Origin of the sequence: Arcicella rosea, from assembly GCF_014204325.1 — a bacterium.
Taxonomy (GTDB): Bacteria; Bacteroidota; Bacteroidia; order Cytophagales; family Spirosomataceae; genus Arcicella; species Arcicella rosea_A.
The window spans coordinates 198525-215693 of sequence record NZ_JACHKT010000001.1; the positions used below are offsets into that span (position 1 = coordinate 198525).

Annotated in this window: 12 protein-coding genes and 1 tRNA gene; 8 read left to right on the plus strand and 5 right to left on the minus strand. The window is 35.0% G+C overall.

What is annotated here, in order from left to right; all coding sequences use genetic code 11:
• Positions 1–14 precede the first annotated feature (14 nt).
• From carA to atpD, 3 genes are all read right to left on the minus strand, one after another.
• The gene (gene carA, locus HNP25_RS00940; RefSeq protein ID WP_184128781.1) at positions 15–1112 is read right to left on the minus strand and encodes a glutamine-hydrolyzing carbamoyl-phosphate synthase small subunit; all 1098 of its coding nucleotides are present in this window, start codon (positions 1110–1112) and stop codon (positions 15–17) included.
• Positions 1113–1543: 431 nt separating this feature from the next.
• Positions 1544–1774 carry an ATP synthase F1 subunit epsilon gene (gene atpC, locus HNP25_RS00945; RefSeq protein ID WP_184128784.1) on the minus strand — a complete coding sequence of 77 codons (231 nt, stop codon included), beginning with the start codon at positions 1772–1774 and terminating at the stop codon, positions 1544–1546.
• Between the two features lie 77 nt (positions 1775–1851).
• The gene (atpD, locus tag HNP25_RS00950) at positions 1852–3369 is read right to left on the minus strand and encodes a F0F1 ATP synthase subunit beta (RefSeq protein ID WP_184128787.1); all 1518 of its coding nucleotides are present in this window, start codon (positions 3367–3369) and stop codon (positions 1852–1854) included.
• Positions 3370–4176: 807 nt separating this feature from the next.
• Between atpD and HNP25_RS00955 the strand changes: the two genes are divergently transcribed.
• The 8 genes from HNP25_RS00955 (at position 4177) to HNP25_RS00990 (ending at position 12458) form a co-directional block, all read left to right on the plus strand.
• Complete coding sequence (locus tag HNP25_RS00955; protein ID WP_184128790.1) at positions 4177–6630, plus strand: tetratricopeptide repeat protein; 2454 nt, start codon at positions 4177–4179, stop codon at positions 6628–6630.
• Between the two features lie 40 nt (positions 6631–6670).
• Entirely contained in the window at positions 6671–7132 is a 462-nt protein-coding gene (locus tag HNP25_RS00960; RefSeq protein WP_184128803.1) for a PH domain-containing protein, read from the plus strand.
• Between the two features lie 40 nt (positions 7133–7172).
• On the plus strand, positions 7173–7901 hold the full coding sequence (locus tag HNP25_RS00965) for an ABC transporter ATP-binding protein (protein WP_184128806.1): 729 nt from the start codon (positions 7173–7175) through the stop codon (positions 7899–7901).
• A gap of 431 nt (positions 7902–8332) precedes the next feature.
• Positions 8333–8401, plus strand: a tRNA-OTHER gene (locus HNP25_RS00970).
• Between the two features lie 68 nt (positions 8402–8469).
• Positions 8470–8916: a group I intron-associated PD-(D/E)XK endonuclease gene (locus tag HNP25_RS00975; protein WP_184128809.1), complete on the plus strand. Its 447-nt coding sequence runs from the start codon at positions 8470–8472 to the stop codon at positions 8914–8916.
• 28 nt (positions 8917–8944) lie between these two features.
• Positions 8945–9850 (plus strand): GTPase Era, encoded by a 906-nt coding sequence (gene era / locus HNP25_RS00980; protein ID WP_184128811.1) that lies wholly within the window; start codon positions 8945–8947, stop codon positions 9848–9850.
• Between the two features lie 219 nt (positions 9851–10069).
• Positions 10070–11392: a ribosome biogenesis GTPase Der gene (gene der / locus HNP25_RS00985; RefSeq protein ID WP_184128815.1), complete on the plus strand. Its 1323-nt coding sequence runs from the start codon at positions 10070–10072 to the stop codon at positions 11390–11392.
• Between the two features lie 154 nt (positions 11393–11546).
• Positions 11547–12458: a DMT family transporter gene (locus HNP25_RS00990; protein WP_184128818.1), complete on the plus strand. Its 912-nt coding sequence runs from the start codon at positions 11547–11549 to the stop codon at positions 12456–12458.
• 117 nt (positions 12459–12575) lie between these two features.
• On the opposite strand, the gene HNP25_RS00995 is transcribed toward HNP25_RS00990, so the two are convergent.
• Together HNP25_RS00995 and HNP25_RS01000 are read right to left on the minus strand one after the other, a co-directional pair.
• Positions 12576–13619 carry a WD40/YVTN/BNR-like repeat-containing protein gene (locus tag HNP25_RS00995; RefSeq protein WP_184128821.1) on the minus strand — a complete coding sequence of 348 codons (1044 nt, stop codon included), beginning with the start codon at positions 13617–13619 and terminating at the stop codon, positions 12576–12578.
• Positions 13620–13717: 98 nt separating this feature from the next.
• On the minus strand, positions 13718–16900 hold the full coding sequence (locus HNP25_RS01000; protein ID WP_184128824.1) for a T9SS type A sorting domain-containing protein: 3183 nt from the start codon (positions 16898–16900) through the stop codon (positions 13718–13720).
• Positions 16901–17169: the final 269 nt, after the last annotated feature.

A 17169-nucleotide genomic window follows, 5' to 3' on the forward strand; every position in this document is an offset into this window, starting at 1 on the left:
TCCTAAAGTCTTGATTACAACATTCCCACAAAATTATCAAACAAATAACGTGAATCGTGTGGACCAGGAGATGCTTCTGGGTGATGTTGTACCGAGAATGCAGGTTTATCTTTTCTTCTCAAACCTTCAACAGTTTTGTCGTTTAGGTTGATATGTGTTAATTCTACATTTTCGTTAGCTTCCAATTCCGACATTTTTACGGCAAAACCATGATTCTGAGAAGTAATTTCTGATAAACCAGTAATCAAATTCTTCACAGGATGGTTTAATCCACGGTGTCCGTTTTTCATTTTATATGTTGAAAGACCAGACGCTTGTGCTAAAATTTGGTGACCTAAACAGATGCCAAAAGTAGGGCTATCGTTTTCTACAATTGCCTTAACAGTTTCAATGGCATAAGGCATCACTGCTGGGTCGCCAGGGCCATTTGAGATAAAGTATCCATCTGGATTCCAAGCTTGCATTTCAGCATAAGTTGTTTTTGCAGGAAATACCTTCAAGTAACAATCTCTATCTGTAAGATTACTTAAAATACTTTTCTTTACGCCTAAATCTAAAACAGCGACTTTGTGTTCTGCTTCTGGATTTCCCAAGAAATATGATTCTTGTGTACAGATTTGAGAAGACAACTCAAGTCCTTCCATTGGCGGTACTTTCGCTAATTCTTTTTTCAATTCTTCTACATCCAAAATCTCAGAAGAAATGATGCAGTTCATTACACCAACCTCACGAATATGACGTACAATTTGACGAGTATCTACGCCTGAAATGCCAACGATACCAGCTTTTTCGAAGTAATTTTGTAAAGAACCATCAGCCGTTTTGCGTGAATGAATCGGTGAGAATTCATTACAAACCATTCCAGAAATGGTTACATTGTCAGATTCTTCTTCTAATTCGTTTACTACTCCATAGTTTCCGATATGAGAAGTTGTATTTACAATTACTTGTCCAAAATATGAAGGGTCAGTATAAATTTCCTGATAGCCAGTCATACCTGTATTGAAGCAAATTTCTCCGCCACTCGTCCCGATTTTTCCGAGAGCATTCCCTCTAAAAACTGTACCGTCTTCCAACAACAAAATAGCTGCTTGGCTTTGTGTTACTTTCATTTGATTGTTTCTTGGTTACTGAAAAAAGATTGTACTATAAAAAAGGAGGTCAATTAACTTGACCTCCTAATAAAAATATTTTTTAGAAACGATAACACAGCCTTTTTTTGAAGGTAAATCTTTGGACATTTCCCAAAAGTTACTCGTAAAAACTGCTTGTATCATCATTTGTTTCATTTCTGGTACAAAGATAGGGAATAAATGATTTTTGGACAAATCCAATATTCTGAAAGTTGAAAAAGGATAGGAATTTTATTTATAGAGCTGCTACTTTCCCGTGGCTGGTCTCCCGACCAGTCCACCGATAATGTGGACTGGTCGGGAGACCAGCCACGGATTTAATATTTCGACATGAACAAAAAAAGCACAAACCCCAAAGAGCCTGTGCTTTTAATATTTTTTGTAATTGGAGGTTAACTATCAATTACGAATTACAATACTGCTTCTGCCAATACCAAGATTTTGTTGTTCAATACTTCAACAACACCACCGTCGATAGTGAATAATTGTTTGTCAGCCGCTAATGTTCCTTTTCCTAAAGTCGAAACGATAGGAGCGTGGTCTTTCAAAATTTGGAAAGAACCATCTGTACCCGGTAAAGTAACTACTTCTACTTCGCCAGAGAACACTTTTTTATCGGGAGTAATGATTTGTAAATTCATTTTTTTTCAGTTTATGAGTGTATGAGTTAAAAGTTTATGAGTAAGGTTTTACTCATAAACTCATTTACTCCTAAACTTTATTTCGATGCTTCAGCTACTAATCTTTCTCCTTTTGCAATTGCATCTTCGATGCTACCTACTAAGTTGAAAGCTGCTTCAGGAAGGTGATCGTATTCTCCATCAATGATTGCGTTGAATCCTTTGATAGTATCGTTAATATCAACCAATACTCCTTTTAAACCTGTAAATTGTTCAGCCACAAAGAAAGGTTGTGACAAGAAACGTTGTACACGTCTAGCACGAGATACTACCAATTTATCGTCTTCAGATAATTCGTCCAAACCAAGGATGGCGATAATATCTTGTAATTCTTTATAACGTTGAAGAATCTCTTTAACTCTTTGAGCAGTGTTATAGTGAACATCACCTAAAATGCTTGGAGATAAAATACGTGATGAAGAATCTAATGGATCCACCGCTGGGTAGATACCTAATTCAGCAATTTTACGTGATAATACCGTTGTCGCATCTAAGTGAGTAAACGTAGTAGCAGGAGCAGGGTCAGTTAAGTCATCGGCAGGTACATAAACCGCTTGAACTGAAGTAATTGAACCTCTTTTTGTTGAAGTAATACGTTCTTGCATCGCACCCATTTCAGTAGCAAGCGTTGGTTGGTAACCTACCGCTGAAGGCATACGACCTAAAAGGGCCGATACCTCAGAACCTGCTTGTGTAAAACGGAAGATATTGTCAATGAAGAAAAGGATATCACGACCTTGGTCTTCTCCTTCTGCATCACGGAAATATTCAGCAACTGTTAAACCAGAAAGGGCTACTCTAGCACGTGCTCCTGGAGGCTCGTTCATTTGACCGAACACCAAAGTAGCTTGTGAACCTAAAAGAGCTTCTTCATCTACTTTAGATAAATCCCATTCTCCGTTTTCCATTGCGTGTTTGAAATCTTCACCGTAACGAATTACGTTTGATTCAATCATTTCACGCAATAAGTCGTTACCCTCACGAGTACGCTCACCAACACCAGCAAATACAGAAAGACCTTCGTAAGCTTTAGCAATGTTGTTGATAAGTTCCATAATTAATACAGTCTTACCTACACCAGCACCACCAAATAAACCAATTTTACCACCTTTTACATAAGGAGCAAGCAAGTCAATTACTTTGATACCTGTAAAAAGCACCTCAGTTGAAGTTGCCAATTCGTCATACTTTGGAGCAAGACGGTGGATTGGCATTGATTTGTTAGACTTAGGTTGAGGAATACCATCAATTGCCTCACCAACTACGTTGAAAAGACGTCCTTTGATACTATCACCAGTAGGCATCGACATAGGTTGTCCTAAGTCTCTTACTTCCTGACCTCTTTGAAGTCCTTCTGTTCCTTCCATTGCAATGGTACGAACACGGTCTTCACCTAAATGTTGTTGTACTTCGAGAATAACTTTGGTGCCGTTGGCTTTTGTAACCTCCAAGGCATTCAAAATTGTGGGGAGATGAGAGTTAGCGCCCTCGAAGCTCACGTCCACAACTGGTCCGATTACTTGCGTAACTTTCCCTGTATTGACTGCATTTGCCATTTGTATTGTGATTTTGTTATCTGATTGTCAAGTGATTACGTTTTTTATGTACTTAACGTAGTATTTCAGACTGCAAAACTACTTGGTAAAATTCAGATTAACAATTCTGTTTTTGGATTTTTACCATATTTTTTGCTTAAAAAGTATCGTTTTGTTGGATTGCTTTAAGAGAGAACCAAAAAAATACTTAGATTTTTGAGATTTTGGGGCAATTTCCCAAAAATCAAAATTAGAAAATATTTTTTTGCCTCAACACGATAAAATTTTAGTATCCTATTGCTTTTAGGGCTTTAAATTGAATCAAATATTTTATACAAGATTCAAGATACTTTTATAAATACTCCTATGCTTTGTAGAAGACGATAGACAATATTGTCAAATTTATCAATGATACAATTAGTGATAAAATGACTTCCTCTCAAAACCGCAATTTTCCGCAAAAATATAGAAATGTTGGTATTTGAAATAGCAAATTCTCTACTAAAAGAGACAAATTTCCCTCTTTTAGTAGGAAAGTTGATGTAAAAAGGGTAAAATTTTATCCTTTTTGTAGGAAGCTTGAGATTCCTCTTTTCATAATATTAATAAAGAGTTGGTTTCGGGAAAGCGATAGCTTGGGCTATCTATACTTTGTTCGCTAAGAAATAAGTTGATAGATTTCCAATCAAGTATAATAATTGCGAATTTTGTCTGTTGTACAAAAGCTAAATGCTTTATCAATCTTTCCAAAAGGCTTGTACTTTATACTAATTGCTTTTTTAATAACCATTATTTTACGCTCCCAAAGGCTTAATTTATCATATCAATATGAATTCAATACAATTCTGGAAAAACTGGCAAAAAGCTTCTCGTCTGCTATATTTTTTCTCAATCAGTATTTTGTTGTTTACTGTGTTTGCATTTACATTTTTTTATTTCAAAGGATTAGAAAATGTGGTGCATTGGAATATTTTAGCTGAATTAGGCGAAGTCCCTTTTGTGTTGGATTACTTTGATGTTGGGCAGGAAACGCTTTCTTTTCCAAGTAAAACTTTCACAGTAACAGAACAATTCTTGGCTTCACCGATGGAAATAAACCTTATCGGGAATTATATTTTTCTATCACTCTTTGTCTTTGCCTTTGTTTTAATCTTAACGGCACTTTCTTCGCTGGCTCGTTTCTGGTATTTGTTATCGATGGGGCTTGTCATTTTACTCTTGGTCACTTTCAACTTTGAATTATTGTATAATGCCAGTAACAGATATTTCACGATGGCATTGATTGTACTCTATGCAGGTCTCAGTTATTTCTTCCACGCTTTTCGTCCTGATATTAATATTTTCAAAAGGTTTGTATCTTTCTTTTTGATAAGTATTTTACTCATTTTGGCGATTCTTTACAGTACAAAAGTGAATTCGCCTTTTTTGTTATTAGCGAGTTACAGAACAGCGGGTGCGATGATATTGAGTGTCGCTTTCATTTTTATGATTGCTTATGAAATCGTTCAAGGTTTTTTAGTGCTGACAACTTCTTCAAAAAGTCCACAAGCATTGAAGAATTTCTTATTGATTTCTTTGATTTACTTAGCCAATGTCTTACTCGTTTTTTTGCATAACAACAAAGTAATAGATTGGGAAATGATTTACATTAGCCCGTTTGTCTTATTAATTACTTCTACATTTTTAGGCATTTGGGGTTTCAAAAAGCGATTGGAAGGCAATAGGCAAATCATCGATTTTGAAGATGCTGGTTCGTTTATCTATTTAGGTTTAGCCATCATTACTGTTGCCACTTGCGGGCAAGCCTTTGCCACTGGCAACGACCCTATGATAGAAGTATTAGAAGATGCAATTACTTACACGCATTTGGCGATGGGATTAGTGTTTTTAATTTATGTTTTGGTGAATTTCTTGCCACTTTTCAAGCAAGGATTTGAAGTACACAAAGTAGTTTTTAAACCCATAAACCTGCCGATTTGGACAGCCAGAGTATTATCAATTATTATCATTGCCGCTTTATTAGTGTTGAAAAACTTCTTTACTTTTCAGCAAGCAAATGCCGCATTTTATAATGCTTTGGGCGATTATTACGCTTTTGATAAACAATATAGAGTGGCGGAATCGGAGTACCAAATGGCTTTGGCTTACGAATATCGCAACCATAAAAGTAATTATGCTTTGGCTTCTTTGGCATTATGGCAAAACGACAATGAACGAGCAGCATTGTACTTCAAAAAAGCCTTGGCGAAAAATCCATCAGTCTTTGCTTATGAAGGACTGAGCCGTTCGTTTTATGATGGAGAACATTTTTTTGATGCCATGTTTACCTTGAAAGAAGGATTAGCGAAATTCCCGACAAGTGGAGAATTGCAAAATAATTTGGCTTACTTATTCAACAAATCGAATGTGGTAGATTCAACCGTTTTGTATTATGAAATGGCAGTGAAAAATGCCCGAAAGTCAGAAGTGCCCGCTAGTAATTTGTTAGCATTTTGGGCAATGAATGGAAAGGAGCAAACTATTCAGGAATTGTTAGAAAAGCCAGAGAATATTGAACACAGTTCTTATCAAGCCAACGTACTTGCTTTGAAAAATGTATTGAAAAACAAAAAAGTAATTGCTTCGGAAGAAATCACAGAATTAGATTTACCCAAAGATTCTGTACTCAGTAACATCGCTGATTTTGCAAGAGTGTATAACCAAGCACTTTATCAGAAAGCAAAAGGCGAAAATTTGCCATTGAGAAGATTGTCGGAGCTAGATGAAAATCAAGCTGATATTGAAGATTTACTTTTTGCAGATATTGTACAAGAATATTACAAAGGAGATAAAATAATAACTTTTCAAACGCTACAAGCTTGGTCGCTCGGCGATTCTACCGATAAAAAAGGGAAGTATTATCAATTGTTATTGAATACTTTATTAAAGAAAGAAGCAACCGAAAAAGTAGATATTTCAAGCATCAAAAATATTGCTACAGATGGTTTGAAACAACATCCTGTTAATGAACAAGTACTGACGAAAGCCATTGAAATACTCAACCAACAAAAGCAAGAAAATAAAGCTTATGAAGCTATTTTAAATGCTGTTGCTTGGCGAAAAGATTCTCCAGTGTTATATCAATTATACATCCTTCAAGCTTTAAAAGTTGGAATGAAAGATTATGCTACAGATGGATTGAAGATACTTCAAAAATTATCCCCAACCGACTATCAGCGTTTTCTACCAACCTATCAAGCTAAATTAGCTTCTATCGAAAAGGCAAGTGCTGGTTTTCAGTAAATTATTAAGTTTGTTTTATGTAATATTCAAATGAATCTACATGAAGAAGTTTCAATCAAATATCAAGAAAAGTATCATTGGAGGTATAAGCGTACTTTCACTTATAGTTTTGGGATTTAGCTTTTTTTCAATGTATGCCCATAAAATAGATTTTATTGACGCATTTGTTGATGTTCTTTTGAATAAACCAACGAAATATTTTTTTATACTTCAATTTTTGTTCTATACTATTTCATTATATGACACTTATCTTATTAGTGACAATCGTGTTATCATCAAATTTGGTGATTTTTTCCCACTTAAAAAACTTGAAATTAATAACATCACAAAGATATTTGAGCGAAAACAATATTTGATAATAGAGACCTCTATAAGTAAATATCCTACAAGCCTAAGCCCCAAAGATAAATTTGGATTTGTCCAAAGCTTGAAAGAACTAAACACAAATATTGAAATAGACTCAACGATATTATTACAAACAGAAATTCAACCAGCAATATAAAAAAAGAACGGATACGCTCTTAACCGATAAAAAAAATAGTATGAAAATCATCGAAACCAGCCACATCTCCAGACGTTACGTAATGGGTGAAGAAGTAATTCAAGCCTTAAAAGATGTAAGTATATCAGTCAGCAAAGGTGAATATGTCGCTTTTATGGGGCCATCGGGTTCTGGGAAATCAACATTAATGAACATCATTGGCTGTTTGGATACTCCATCTACAGGGAAATACATTCTGAACAATCAAGATGTAAGTGAAATGTCTGAAAATGAATTGGCAACGGTTCGTAACAAAGAAATCGGATTTGTATTCCAAACCTTCAACTTATTGCCCCGTCAATCTTCTTTAGAAAACGTAGCCTTACCATTGATTTATGCAGGTTACAACAAAGCCGACCGAATAGAGAAAGCAATGTTAGCTTTAAAAGGAGTAGGTTTAGAAAACCGTGCAGGACATAAACCCAATGAACTTTCAGGTGGTCAGCGTCAGCGTGTGGCAATTGCCAGAGCATTAGTGAATGACCCTTCGATACTTTTAGCCGATGAACCTACTGGTAACTTAGATTCTAAGACATCTTATGAAATTATGGATTTGTTCGACCAGCTTTATTCTAAAGGAAACACCATCGTAATGGTAACACACGAAGATGATATTGCCCAGTATGCCCACAGAATTGTAAGATTACGTGATGGTTTGGTAGAATCTGATAAGGTAAATTTGAATGTGAAGAAGGCAAAAGATTTAATGACTGGTCTTGAAGGACATTAATGTAAATTTATTTGAAAATATTTTTATTGGTTAACGGTTTGATTGTGAGTTAGTTAAGTATTTTTTGGGAATTTATTTATAATATTTTTCATTTTTATTTCAGTAAACGCTTGCATTGAAAAAAAACTGTCGTACCTTTGCAGTCCAATCAAATGGAAACAACACCGCAGGATGGAGCAGTAGGTAGCTCGTTGGGCTCAAGTTATTGTTAATTGAGAATTTTGAAAATTACTTTATCAAAGTTTGTACAATCAATTTGCATGAGGGCTGCGTAGAAAGAAATTTTTACGTGAAAGTTTGTCAAATTCGGGGAACCCTTTAAGTATGGCAATCCCGAGCCAAGCCTTAGAAATAAGGAAGGTGTAGAGACTGAATGGCAGATACCTTAACGACTTAGGTCGAAGGTAAAGAGACAGTCCAGACCACAAACCAGTAGGGTAGCGAAAGCTATAGTGGTAAGCATAACCCAAAGGTCACAGGTTCGAGTCCTGTTCCTGCTACACAGAGTAAAGCCAATTATTTGATATTCAAGTAATTGGCTTTTTTGTTTTTATTTTAGATGAGAGAAATGTTAAACACTGACACAAAACTCAAAGGGGATATTGCTGAACAGGCAGTTATCCTTCAAGCTTTAAAAAAAGGTTGGAATATTTTGAAGCCGATTGGAGATAGACTCCCTTATGATTTAGTTTTTGAAATCGAAGGCAGCTTTATCAAAATTCAAGTAAAAAGTGCTTGGTTTGATACAAAACGACAAAACTTTGTTGTTGATACTCGAAGAACTAAGACGAACAGAAGAGAAATGTTGAGGGAAAAATATAGTGAATCAGATTTTGATTTTGCCATTATTTATCTCGAAGAAATACAAATTTTTTATATTATTCCTGTCGGAGTATTTATTAGTTATAGCTCTGAAATTCATTTAGTTGAATCAGAGAAGAGACAAAGAAAACCTAAATCTGCTGATTATCGTGAAGCATGGCATTTATTGAATTCTGATTCGGTAAATCAATAACGAAGAGCAGATATCGACTTCTAATAGCATGGAACAACTTAATCATAAAGCAGGCTTTGTCAGTATTGTCGGAAAACCAAACGTTGGGAAATCTACTTTGATGAACGTTTTGGTGGGCGAACGCCTTTCAATTATTACTTCAAAAGCTCAGACTACCCGTCACCGTATCATGGGAATTTTGAACGGAACGCATAACGGAACTGATTTTCAATTGGTTTACTCTGATACGCCCGGAATTATTCTTCCAAAATACGAGTTACATAAATCAATGATGACTTTCGTGCATAGTTCTTTGGAAGATGCCGATGTTATTTTGTTTGTAACCGATATTTTTGAAAAGTACGACGAAGACGATGTTATCAATAAATTAGCAAGAATCGACCACGTGCCAGTTTTGTTATTGATTAATAAAATTGACTTGGCTACAGAAGAACAAGTACAAGAAAAAATTGCTCATTGGCGTGAACGTTTCCCAACACAAGCCATTATTCCAATTTCTGCTTTGAAAGAAGAAAACATTGGGCAAATTTTTGATTCCATTGTCAATCAATTACCAATTCATCCACCGTATTTTGATAAAGAAGAATTGACCGACAAACCTGAACGCTTTTTTGCATCAGAGATTTTAAGAGAAAAAATCTTCTTGAATTATAAAAAAGAAATTCCTTACTCTTGTGAAGTAGTGATTACTTCTTTCAAAGAAGAGGATAATCTTATCAGAATTGCCGCAGAAATTTATGTGGAAAGAGTAACGCAAAGAGCTATTTTGATTGGTCATAAAGGAGAATCTATTAAAAAAGTAGGTACGCAAGCCCGTGAAGCAATGGAGAAATTCTTTGGAAAAAAAGTATTCTTAGAACAATTTATCAAAGTTGAACCAGATTGGCGTTCAAAAGCACAAAAAGTAAAATCATTTGGTTATAGTCAAGACTAATGAATTTGAAAATTTGAAAGTGTGCTAATTTGAAAATTAATACATAATAACTAAAAGCTGAAATCTCAATGCTTATAGCAGACAGCTTTTCTACCCCTAATTTTTAACAGTATATTATAATCTTTAACGTTGAGGTGCTTGTTATGCCAAAGATTGAGCAACTGATTTTCAGGAAACTCATCAAAAAAGGTACGCAGGGAACAGCTCAAAAATCAAAAAATGTCAAACATTGTTGCAATTGTAGGTCGCCCAAACGTGGGTAAATCTACGCTTTTTAATCGCCTTATCGAACAGAAAAAGGCAATTATGGATAACGTTTCAGGCGTTACTCGTGACCGTCACTATGGTTATGGTGAATGGATTGGTAAATATTTTACCGTTATTGATACGGGTGGATATGTACATGGTTCAGATGATACTTTTGAAGGAGCGATTCGTGAACAAGTAGAAATGGCCATTGAAGAAGCTGCCGTTTGTTTGTTTGTCGTGGATTGTTCTACAGGAGTAACTGATTTAGATAAAGATTTTGCTAAAGTACTTCGTCGCTCGAAAAAACCTGTTTATATCGTAGCCAACAAAGCTGATACTTATGAAAAAGGTATGGAAGCGGTTGAATTTTACGAATTAGGCATGGGCGAACCTTTCCCAATTGCTGCTGAAAGTGGTTCGGGAACTGGAGATTTATTAGATGCAGTTGTTAGTCATTTTCCAGAAGAAGGTATTGAAAATCCTAACGCTGGTATTCCAAAAATTGCTATTTTAGGAAAACCAAACGTTGGTAAATCATCTTTCTTAAATGCACTTTTAGGAAAAGAAAGAAGTATTGTTACTGATATTGCAGGAACGACTCGTGATGCGATTGATAATCACTATACTTTATTTGGAAAAGATTTTATCATTACCGATACCGCAGGAATTCGTAGAAAAGCTAGAATTGATGATAACATTGAATATTATTCGATATTACGTTCAATTAAAGCAATGGAGGAATGTGATGTTGCTGTAATCATCATTGATGCCACCACAATCGACGTACAAACTGGTTTGCAAGCACAAGATATGAACATAGTATCAATGGCAGATAAAGCAAAAAAAGGTATTATACTGATGATTAATAAATGGGATTTGGTAGAAAAAGATTCAATGACAGCCAAACGCATTGAAGATGCTATTCGTCAGAGAATGGCACCAATTAATTATATGCCAATTATTTTTACTTCGGTAAAGGATAAACAGCGTATTTTCCAAGCGGTAGAGAAAGTATTAGAAGTTTATGAAAACAAAACTCGTAAAATTCCTACTTCTAAATTGAATGATGTAATGTTAAAAGTGATTGAAAACTATCCTCCTCCAGCTTGGAAAGGAAAGTATATCAAAATCAAATACATGACTCAATTACCAACAAAAGCACCATCTTTTGTAATGTTCTGTAACTTACCGCAGTATATTCGTGAGTCTTATGAACGTTATTTAGAAAATCAGATGCGTGATCATTTTGACTTCACAGGCGTACCAATTCAGATTTTCTTTAGAAAAAAATAATTATCAAATGAATATGATTTCAGCATATTGGTTACTTCTCGCAATCAGCCCACAAGGCATGAGATAAGTAGCTATTTGATAAAATATATTATTAAAAAGACCTTTCTCAGCAATGTGGAAGGTCTTTTGTTTTTTACCTCAATTTTAATAAACCATGAAAGAGATAAGTAAATCGAAGTATTTTGTTGGAGTGATTTTAGTGTTGACTGGAGCAGTTTTATTTGCTGGAAAAGCCGTTTTGGTAAAGTATAATTATATACATTACCATGTGGATACCGTTTCATTGTTAGCTTTAAGGATGCTGTTTTCAGCACCTTTTTACCTGATAATTTTATTTTTTCAAAATAAAAAAGAGGAACAAGTAAAGCTAACTACTCGACAATGGTTCTGGATGTTTGCTATTGGTTTGGTCGGTTATTATTTAGCTTCGCTTTTTGATTTCTGGGGCTTAAATTATATCACTGCCAGTGTAGAAAGGTTGATACTTTTTATTTATCCAACTATTGTGGTAGTGGTTTCAGCGATTTTCTTAAAAAAGACAATTCATAAAATTCAATATGTTGCTTTGGTAATTACCTATTTGGGAGTGGCTTTAGCTTTTATTCCAGATTTAAAATTGGGCTTACAGAAAGATTTATTAATTGGTTGTTTCTTGATTTTTTTGAGTGCCTTTACTTACGCACTTTTTTTGGTAGGAAGTGGCGAAATGATTCAAAAAGTTGGAGCTTTACGTTTTACTTGTTACTCAATGCTGATTTCTACTGGCATGGTAATTATTCATTATTTATTTTCAGTAGGGAAAGGATTACTTTCCTACGAAGTTGGAGCATATTGGTTGAGTCTTTCAATGGCAGTTTTTTCTACGGTAATTCCTTCTTTTATGATTTCGGAAGGGATTAGAAGAATTGGTTCGGGTAATGCTTCTATTATTGGAAGTATTGGCCCAGTCGCTACCATTATTATGGCGAATGTTTTTTTGGGAGAACAAATTTCAGCTTGGCAATTGGTAGGAACTTTTGTGGTTTTGTGTGGAGTATTGATGATTTCTTGGAAAGGGAAAAAGTAATAGAAGTTATGAATTTTGAATTATGAGTTTTTATTGTAAGGTGTTGATATTTTACATTTTATTGAAGTGTTGACTTTTTTAAGGGTATAAATTTTAGTCTATACCCTGAAAATTTTATCATTCTTTTCCGAAAAATGTAGTGTCTAATTTAGCAATATTTCCTTTGCCACCAACTGCCCAAATACCGTTCCCAAAAATACTAATGGCATGAAAAGGAGTGGAGTCTATAACTTGCCACGATTTCCCAAAATCTTTAGAATAACTACTTCCAGATGGGCCAACTGCTATCAGGATTTTTTTCTTGTAAATTGCTACTCCCTCTTTTAATCCAGCTGGATTTGTCTGTGGAGCATCAGTCCAAGTTTTACCGGCATCATTTGTTAATAAAACATTCGGAATGGCTTTATTGACTTCTAAATAATCGCCACCCACGGCAATGCCATGAAGTTCGTCCCAAAATCTTAAACCAAATAGACCATTGGTTTTTCCAGCTGCCATTGAGGTACTGATTACTTCCCAATTTTCACCTTGGTTGGTACTTTTGAATATTCGTGCATTTGAAGCACCGCCAGTACAGATATAGGCATCATTTTTACCTGAAACAATCAAACTTGTGCCACTGGCTGCAAAAGCAGCTTCATTTTCTTGTGTAGCAGGAATATTATCGGGATTTACTTTCGACCAAGTTTTTCCGCCGTCTTTTGTTTTAATAATATAAAAATGTCCATTAATTGGGTCGCTGAAAGCAATACCATTTTGTTTATCCCAGAAATCTATTCCGTCGAAAAATATACCTTTTTCAGAAGTTTGATAAACTATTTTCCAAGTATTGCCACCGTCTTCGGTTCTGTAGATTTTGGCTTGACCTTGTTCAGCTTCTCCTGCACTCATCAAAATAGCTGTTTTTTCATCGAAGGCATGAACGTCTCTAAAATCTAATTTTTCTGCTTCAGGTACTTGTTTTACTTGCCAAGTTTTTCCGCTATCAGTTGTTTTAATGAATGTTCCTTTTGAACCTCCAATCCAAACTGTTTTTTCAGAAATGGCATGTACTGCTCTAAAACTAGCATCAGTAGCAACGGTTTGTTTTAGCCATTGAGCATAACTATTTTGATGCAATAATAAGACGAATAAGTAAGTAATGTATTTTAGGCTTGTCATTGAAGAAATGATTTATGAATGAAATACTAATGTACAAAAAGTAGCATAAAAAAAGCCTTCCCAAATAATTTGAGAAGGCTTTTCTTTATTTTTTATGATTATCTATTTACGATAATACGTTTAGTTAAATCAAAATCTCCAGCTTTAAAGCGAAGCATGTATTCACCTTCATTATTATTTCTTAAATCAATGATTACTTTTCCTTTGATAGTTGGTAAAGTACTAGCGTAGATTTGTCTTCCAAGAAGGTCGTAAATCAAAATCTGAGGATTATCGTAGTCTGCTAAAGTTTCGATAGTTAATAGACCATTGCTTGGGTTTGGATAGATAGATAAACCTTTGAAAATTGCTTCTTCGCTAAATGCAAATGCTTTAGAGAAATTTGAGAAGCAACCTAATTGACCACCCGGTGCTGAAGCAATAACAAATACCGTTTTAACTCTAGCACTGTAATCACCATATCTATTTGCTTTAATTACCCCTTCTTTGAATGCTAATACTTCTGAACCATATTTCCATTCATATTCATTTCCGCTAGGGAAATTAACGGCTTTTAATGTATATGTACCATCTTTTTCAATACTTGCTGCCGAAGCATCAGGGTTATTTCTAACAATGATGTTAATTGGTGCTGATTTCGCTGAAATGCAACCTGTTGTAGTGTTTTTAGCAGTTGCTGTATATTCTCTTGAAATATCAACGAAAGTACCTTGGCTATTGATAGAAGTTAGATTAAGTGTTTTTCCTACTAAACCTGTACTCCAAGTTACTTCGAAAGTACTGGTAGCTAATAGATTTACAGAATTGATTTTACTGTAATCAGCATTGTCTCTTGAACAGAAAGTAGTAAGTCCATCAGCTGCGATAGTTGGTGCATCAGGTACAGGTAAAGCAACAGTTGAAACTAAATCAGAAGATGGAGATACACATCCACGAGGGTCAATTACTTTTACTGAGAATGTCCCCGTTGTTTTTACTGTGATTGATTTAGTAATATCGTTACTACTCCAAAGGTATTTAGTTACTTCACCATTTGGTAAATCTGAAGAAGTAATGATTACGCTTTTATCTGCACAAAACGAAAGACTACTACTTGAAGTAACTGTTGGTTTTGCTGGTAAAGCATAAACGGTCACTTTCACTAAATCTGAAGATGAAGACTTACAATTATTCGCATCAATTACTGCTACTGTTAAATCCTGTGAAGTCTTAATCGTGATAGCTTGAGTAGTTTCATTATTACTCCAAACATATTTAACATTTGGTGTTGATGTCAAAGTAACTGTACCCCCATCACAAAACGCTAATACACCACTTGCTGTAATTGCTGGTTTGGCAGGGAGTGGATTAACGATTACAGTTGTAGTATCAGATGCTTTTGAGATACAACCTTTTTCATCAGTAACTTTTAAAGCATACTTGCCAGAAGTTTTGATATTATCAATGCTTCTAGTGGTAGCTCCTGTATTCCAAGTATAACTAAAACCAGAAGTTGAAGTAAGCATCACAATGTCATCTGCACAAATTGTTGAATTCGCTCTTGAAGAAGTAATAACTGGTTTGGCAGGTAATGCAAGAGCAGTTAGATTAACAGCATCAGAAATAGGAGATAAACAGCCTAAAACGCTTTCAACACCAATAATTTGGATTGATGCAGTTTTATTGAATGACTTTACTGTATTTGTGGTACCTAAAGAATCTTGTTTTGTACCATTGATATACCATTGGAATGAGGTAGCAATAGCACTACTTGAAGCGTTTAAAGAAATCGCTTTATCTTCACAGAATTCTAAAGCACTTGCTGAGATTACAGGCTTAGTTGGTACTGTAACTGCTTTAAGTGAAACAGCTTCAGAAATAGGAGAGAGGCAGTTTAGAACACCTTCTACAGCAATTACTTGAACTAAACCAGTTTGATAGAATTTGTCGATATGACTAATTGAGCCTAAGTTATCATTTTTAACACCATTCAAAAACCATTGATAATTTTTGATGATTGATGAGCTATCAGTTTTGAGAGAAATACCTTTGTCTTCACAGAAGTCTAAAGCACTTGCTGTGATCACAGGTTTTGCTGGAACTGGGACAGCTTTAAGTGAAACTGCATCAGAAATTGGTGAAGGACAACTTAAAATACCCTCAATAGCAATTACTTGCACAGAACCACTTTGATAGAATTTATCAATATGACTAATCGTACCTAAACTAGCTTGTTTAACTCCATTTAAATACCAATCATAACTTTTCGTCACTTGAACGCTGTCAGCTTTTAGGGATATACCTTTATCCACACAAAAATCTAAAGCACTTGCTGTAATGACAGGTTTAGTTGGTACAGTAATAGCTTGTAAAGCAACTGGATCAGAAATTGGAGATAAACAGCCAATTCTAGCTTCAACAGAAACAACTTGAACTGAACCAGTTTTTTTGAATTTTTCAATCTGACTGATGGTTCCCATATCTGCTTGTCTAACGCCATTCAAATACCATTGATAATTCTTGATAAATTGAATACTATCAGTTTTCAACGTTACACCTTTATCTTCACAGAAAGTAGTTGCTGTCGCAGTAATTACAGGTTTTGGCAGAGAAAAAAACTCAGCAAAAACCACTCCACTTGCGTAAGCAGGAGCTTGAGGACAATCAGGAGAAACGACAGAAAGGTAGTAATAACCTGACACAGTAGTTTTTAGTGTAGGAGTTCCAAAACCTTCGGTACTATGGTCAATTATGTTTGGCGAAGATGGTTCATAACCTGCTGCACGTTGCCATCTGTATTCGTAATTAGGATTAGTTACACTCGATTTTAGCGTAATCTTATCTCCATCACATGCAATGCTTTTATCAAGTGTAATAGTCGGAATGGTTGATGGAGCTGCTTGATATTGAACATTCACGCTATTAGAAGGGTCTCCAAAACCAAGTCCGTCGTAACATTTAGCATAAACCGTAATGTTAGCAGTAATTTCTAAAAACTTTAAATCACGTCCAGGTGAATCTAAGCCTAAATCGTTGTTGTTGGAATCATACCAATGTGTTTGGCTAGAACCACATCCTGTAGCTCGTACAATAGCTACACTAACAGGATCACCTATAGATTGATAGCCACACCTTTCCACACCAACGTATTCAACGACTGGTCTTGCAGGGATTGCAGATTTTCCTGAAGTGTTTGTGGTGCTTGTGTTCCCCTCTGAAGTTGAACCATTTGCCCAGACAACACCTAAAGACGCTATCACAAACAAAATGACTAAGAGTGTTCTTTGAGTAAGGTTGTTCATAATTAAAATATTTTGTTGGTAAAATTTTTAGGTTGAGATTTCAGAAATTTTAAAGATTGTTAGTGGTTTTGTACATGGCAATTTACCTAATATATTCTAAATAAATGCTATGCACTGTAAAGTATGAAGTAAAAATAAGACAGTACTTGCTTAAAACCATGAAAAAATCATTAAACTTTTCAATTTTGAGATTTTTAATTTCGTATAAATATTTTTAAATCTTGTTTATCGGAGGTTAACTAGCCTGATAGTTAACGACATTCTCTTTT

What these genes read in the sequence shown, in the direction of transcription:
- der (WP_184128815.1), top strand. Translation starts at nt 10,070, where the DNA reads ATGTCAAACATTGTTGCAATTGTAGGTCGCCCAAACGTGGGTAAATCT.
- atpD (WP_184128787.1), bottom strand. Translation starts at nt 3,369, where the DNA reads ATGGCAAATGCAGTCAATACAGGGAAAGTTACGCAAGTAATCGGACCA.
- HNP25_RS00965 (WP_184128806.1), top strand. Translation starts at nt 7,173, where the DNA reads ATGAAAATCATCGAAACCAGCCACATCTCCAGACGTTACGTAATGGGT.
- HNP25_RS00995 (WP_184128821.1), bottom strand. Translation starts at nt 13,619, where the DNA reads ATGACAAGCCTAAAATACATTACTTACTTATTCGTCTTATTATTGCAT.
- HNP25_RS00990 (WP_184128818.1), top strand. Translation starts at nt 11,547, where the DNA reads ATGAAAGAGATAAGTAAATCGAAGTATTTTGTTGGAGTGATTTTAGTG.
- HNP25_RS00955 (WP_184128790.1), top strand. Translation starts at nt 4,177, where the DNA reads ATGAATTCAATACAATTCTGGAAAAACTGGCAAAAAGCTTCTCGTCTG.
- HNP25_RS01000 (WP_184128824.1), bottom strand. Translation starts at nt 16,900, where the DNA reads ATGAACAACCTTACTCAAAGAACACTCTTAGTCATTTTGTTTGTGATA.
- HNP25_RS00975 (WP_184128809.1), top strand. Translation starts at nt 8,470, where the DNA reads ATGTTAAACACTGACACAAAACTCAAAGGGGATATTGCTGAACAGGCA.
- HNP25_RS00960 (WP_184128803.1), top strand. Translation starts at nt 6,671, where the DNA reads ATGAAGAAGTTTCAATCAAATATCAAGAAAAGTATCATTGGAGGTATA.
- carA (WP_184128781.1), bottom strand. Translation starts at nt 1,112, where the DNA reads ATGAAAGTAACACAAAGCCAAGCAGCTATTTTGTTGTTGGAAGACGGT.
- era (WP_184128811.1), top strand. Translation starts at nt 8,945, where the DNA reads ATGGAACAACTTAATCATAAAGCAGGCTTTGTCAGTATTGTCGGAAAA.
- atpC (WP_184128784.1), bottom strand. Translation starts at nt 1,774, where the DNA reads ATGAATTTACAAATCATTACTCCCGATAAAAAAGTGTTCTCTGGCGAA.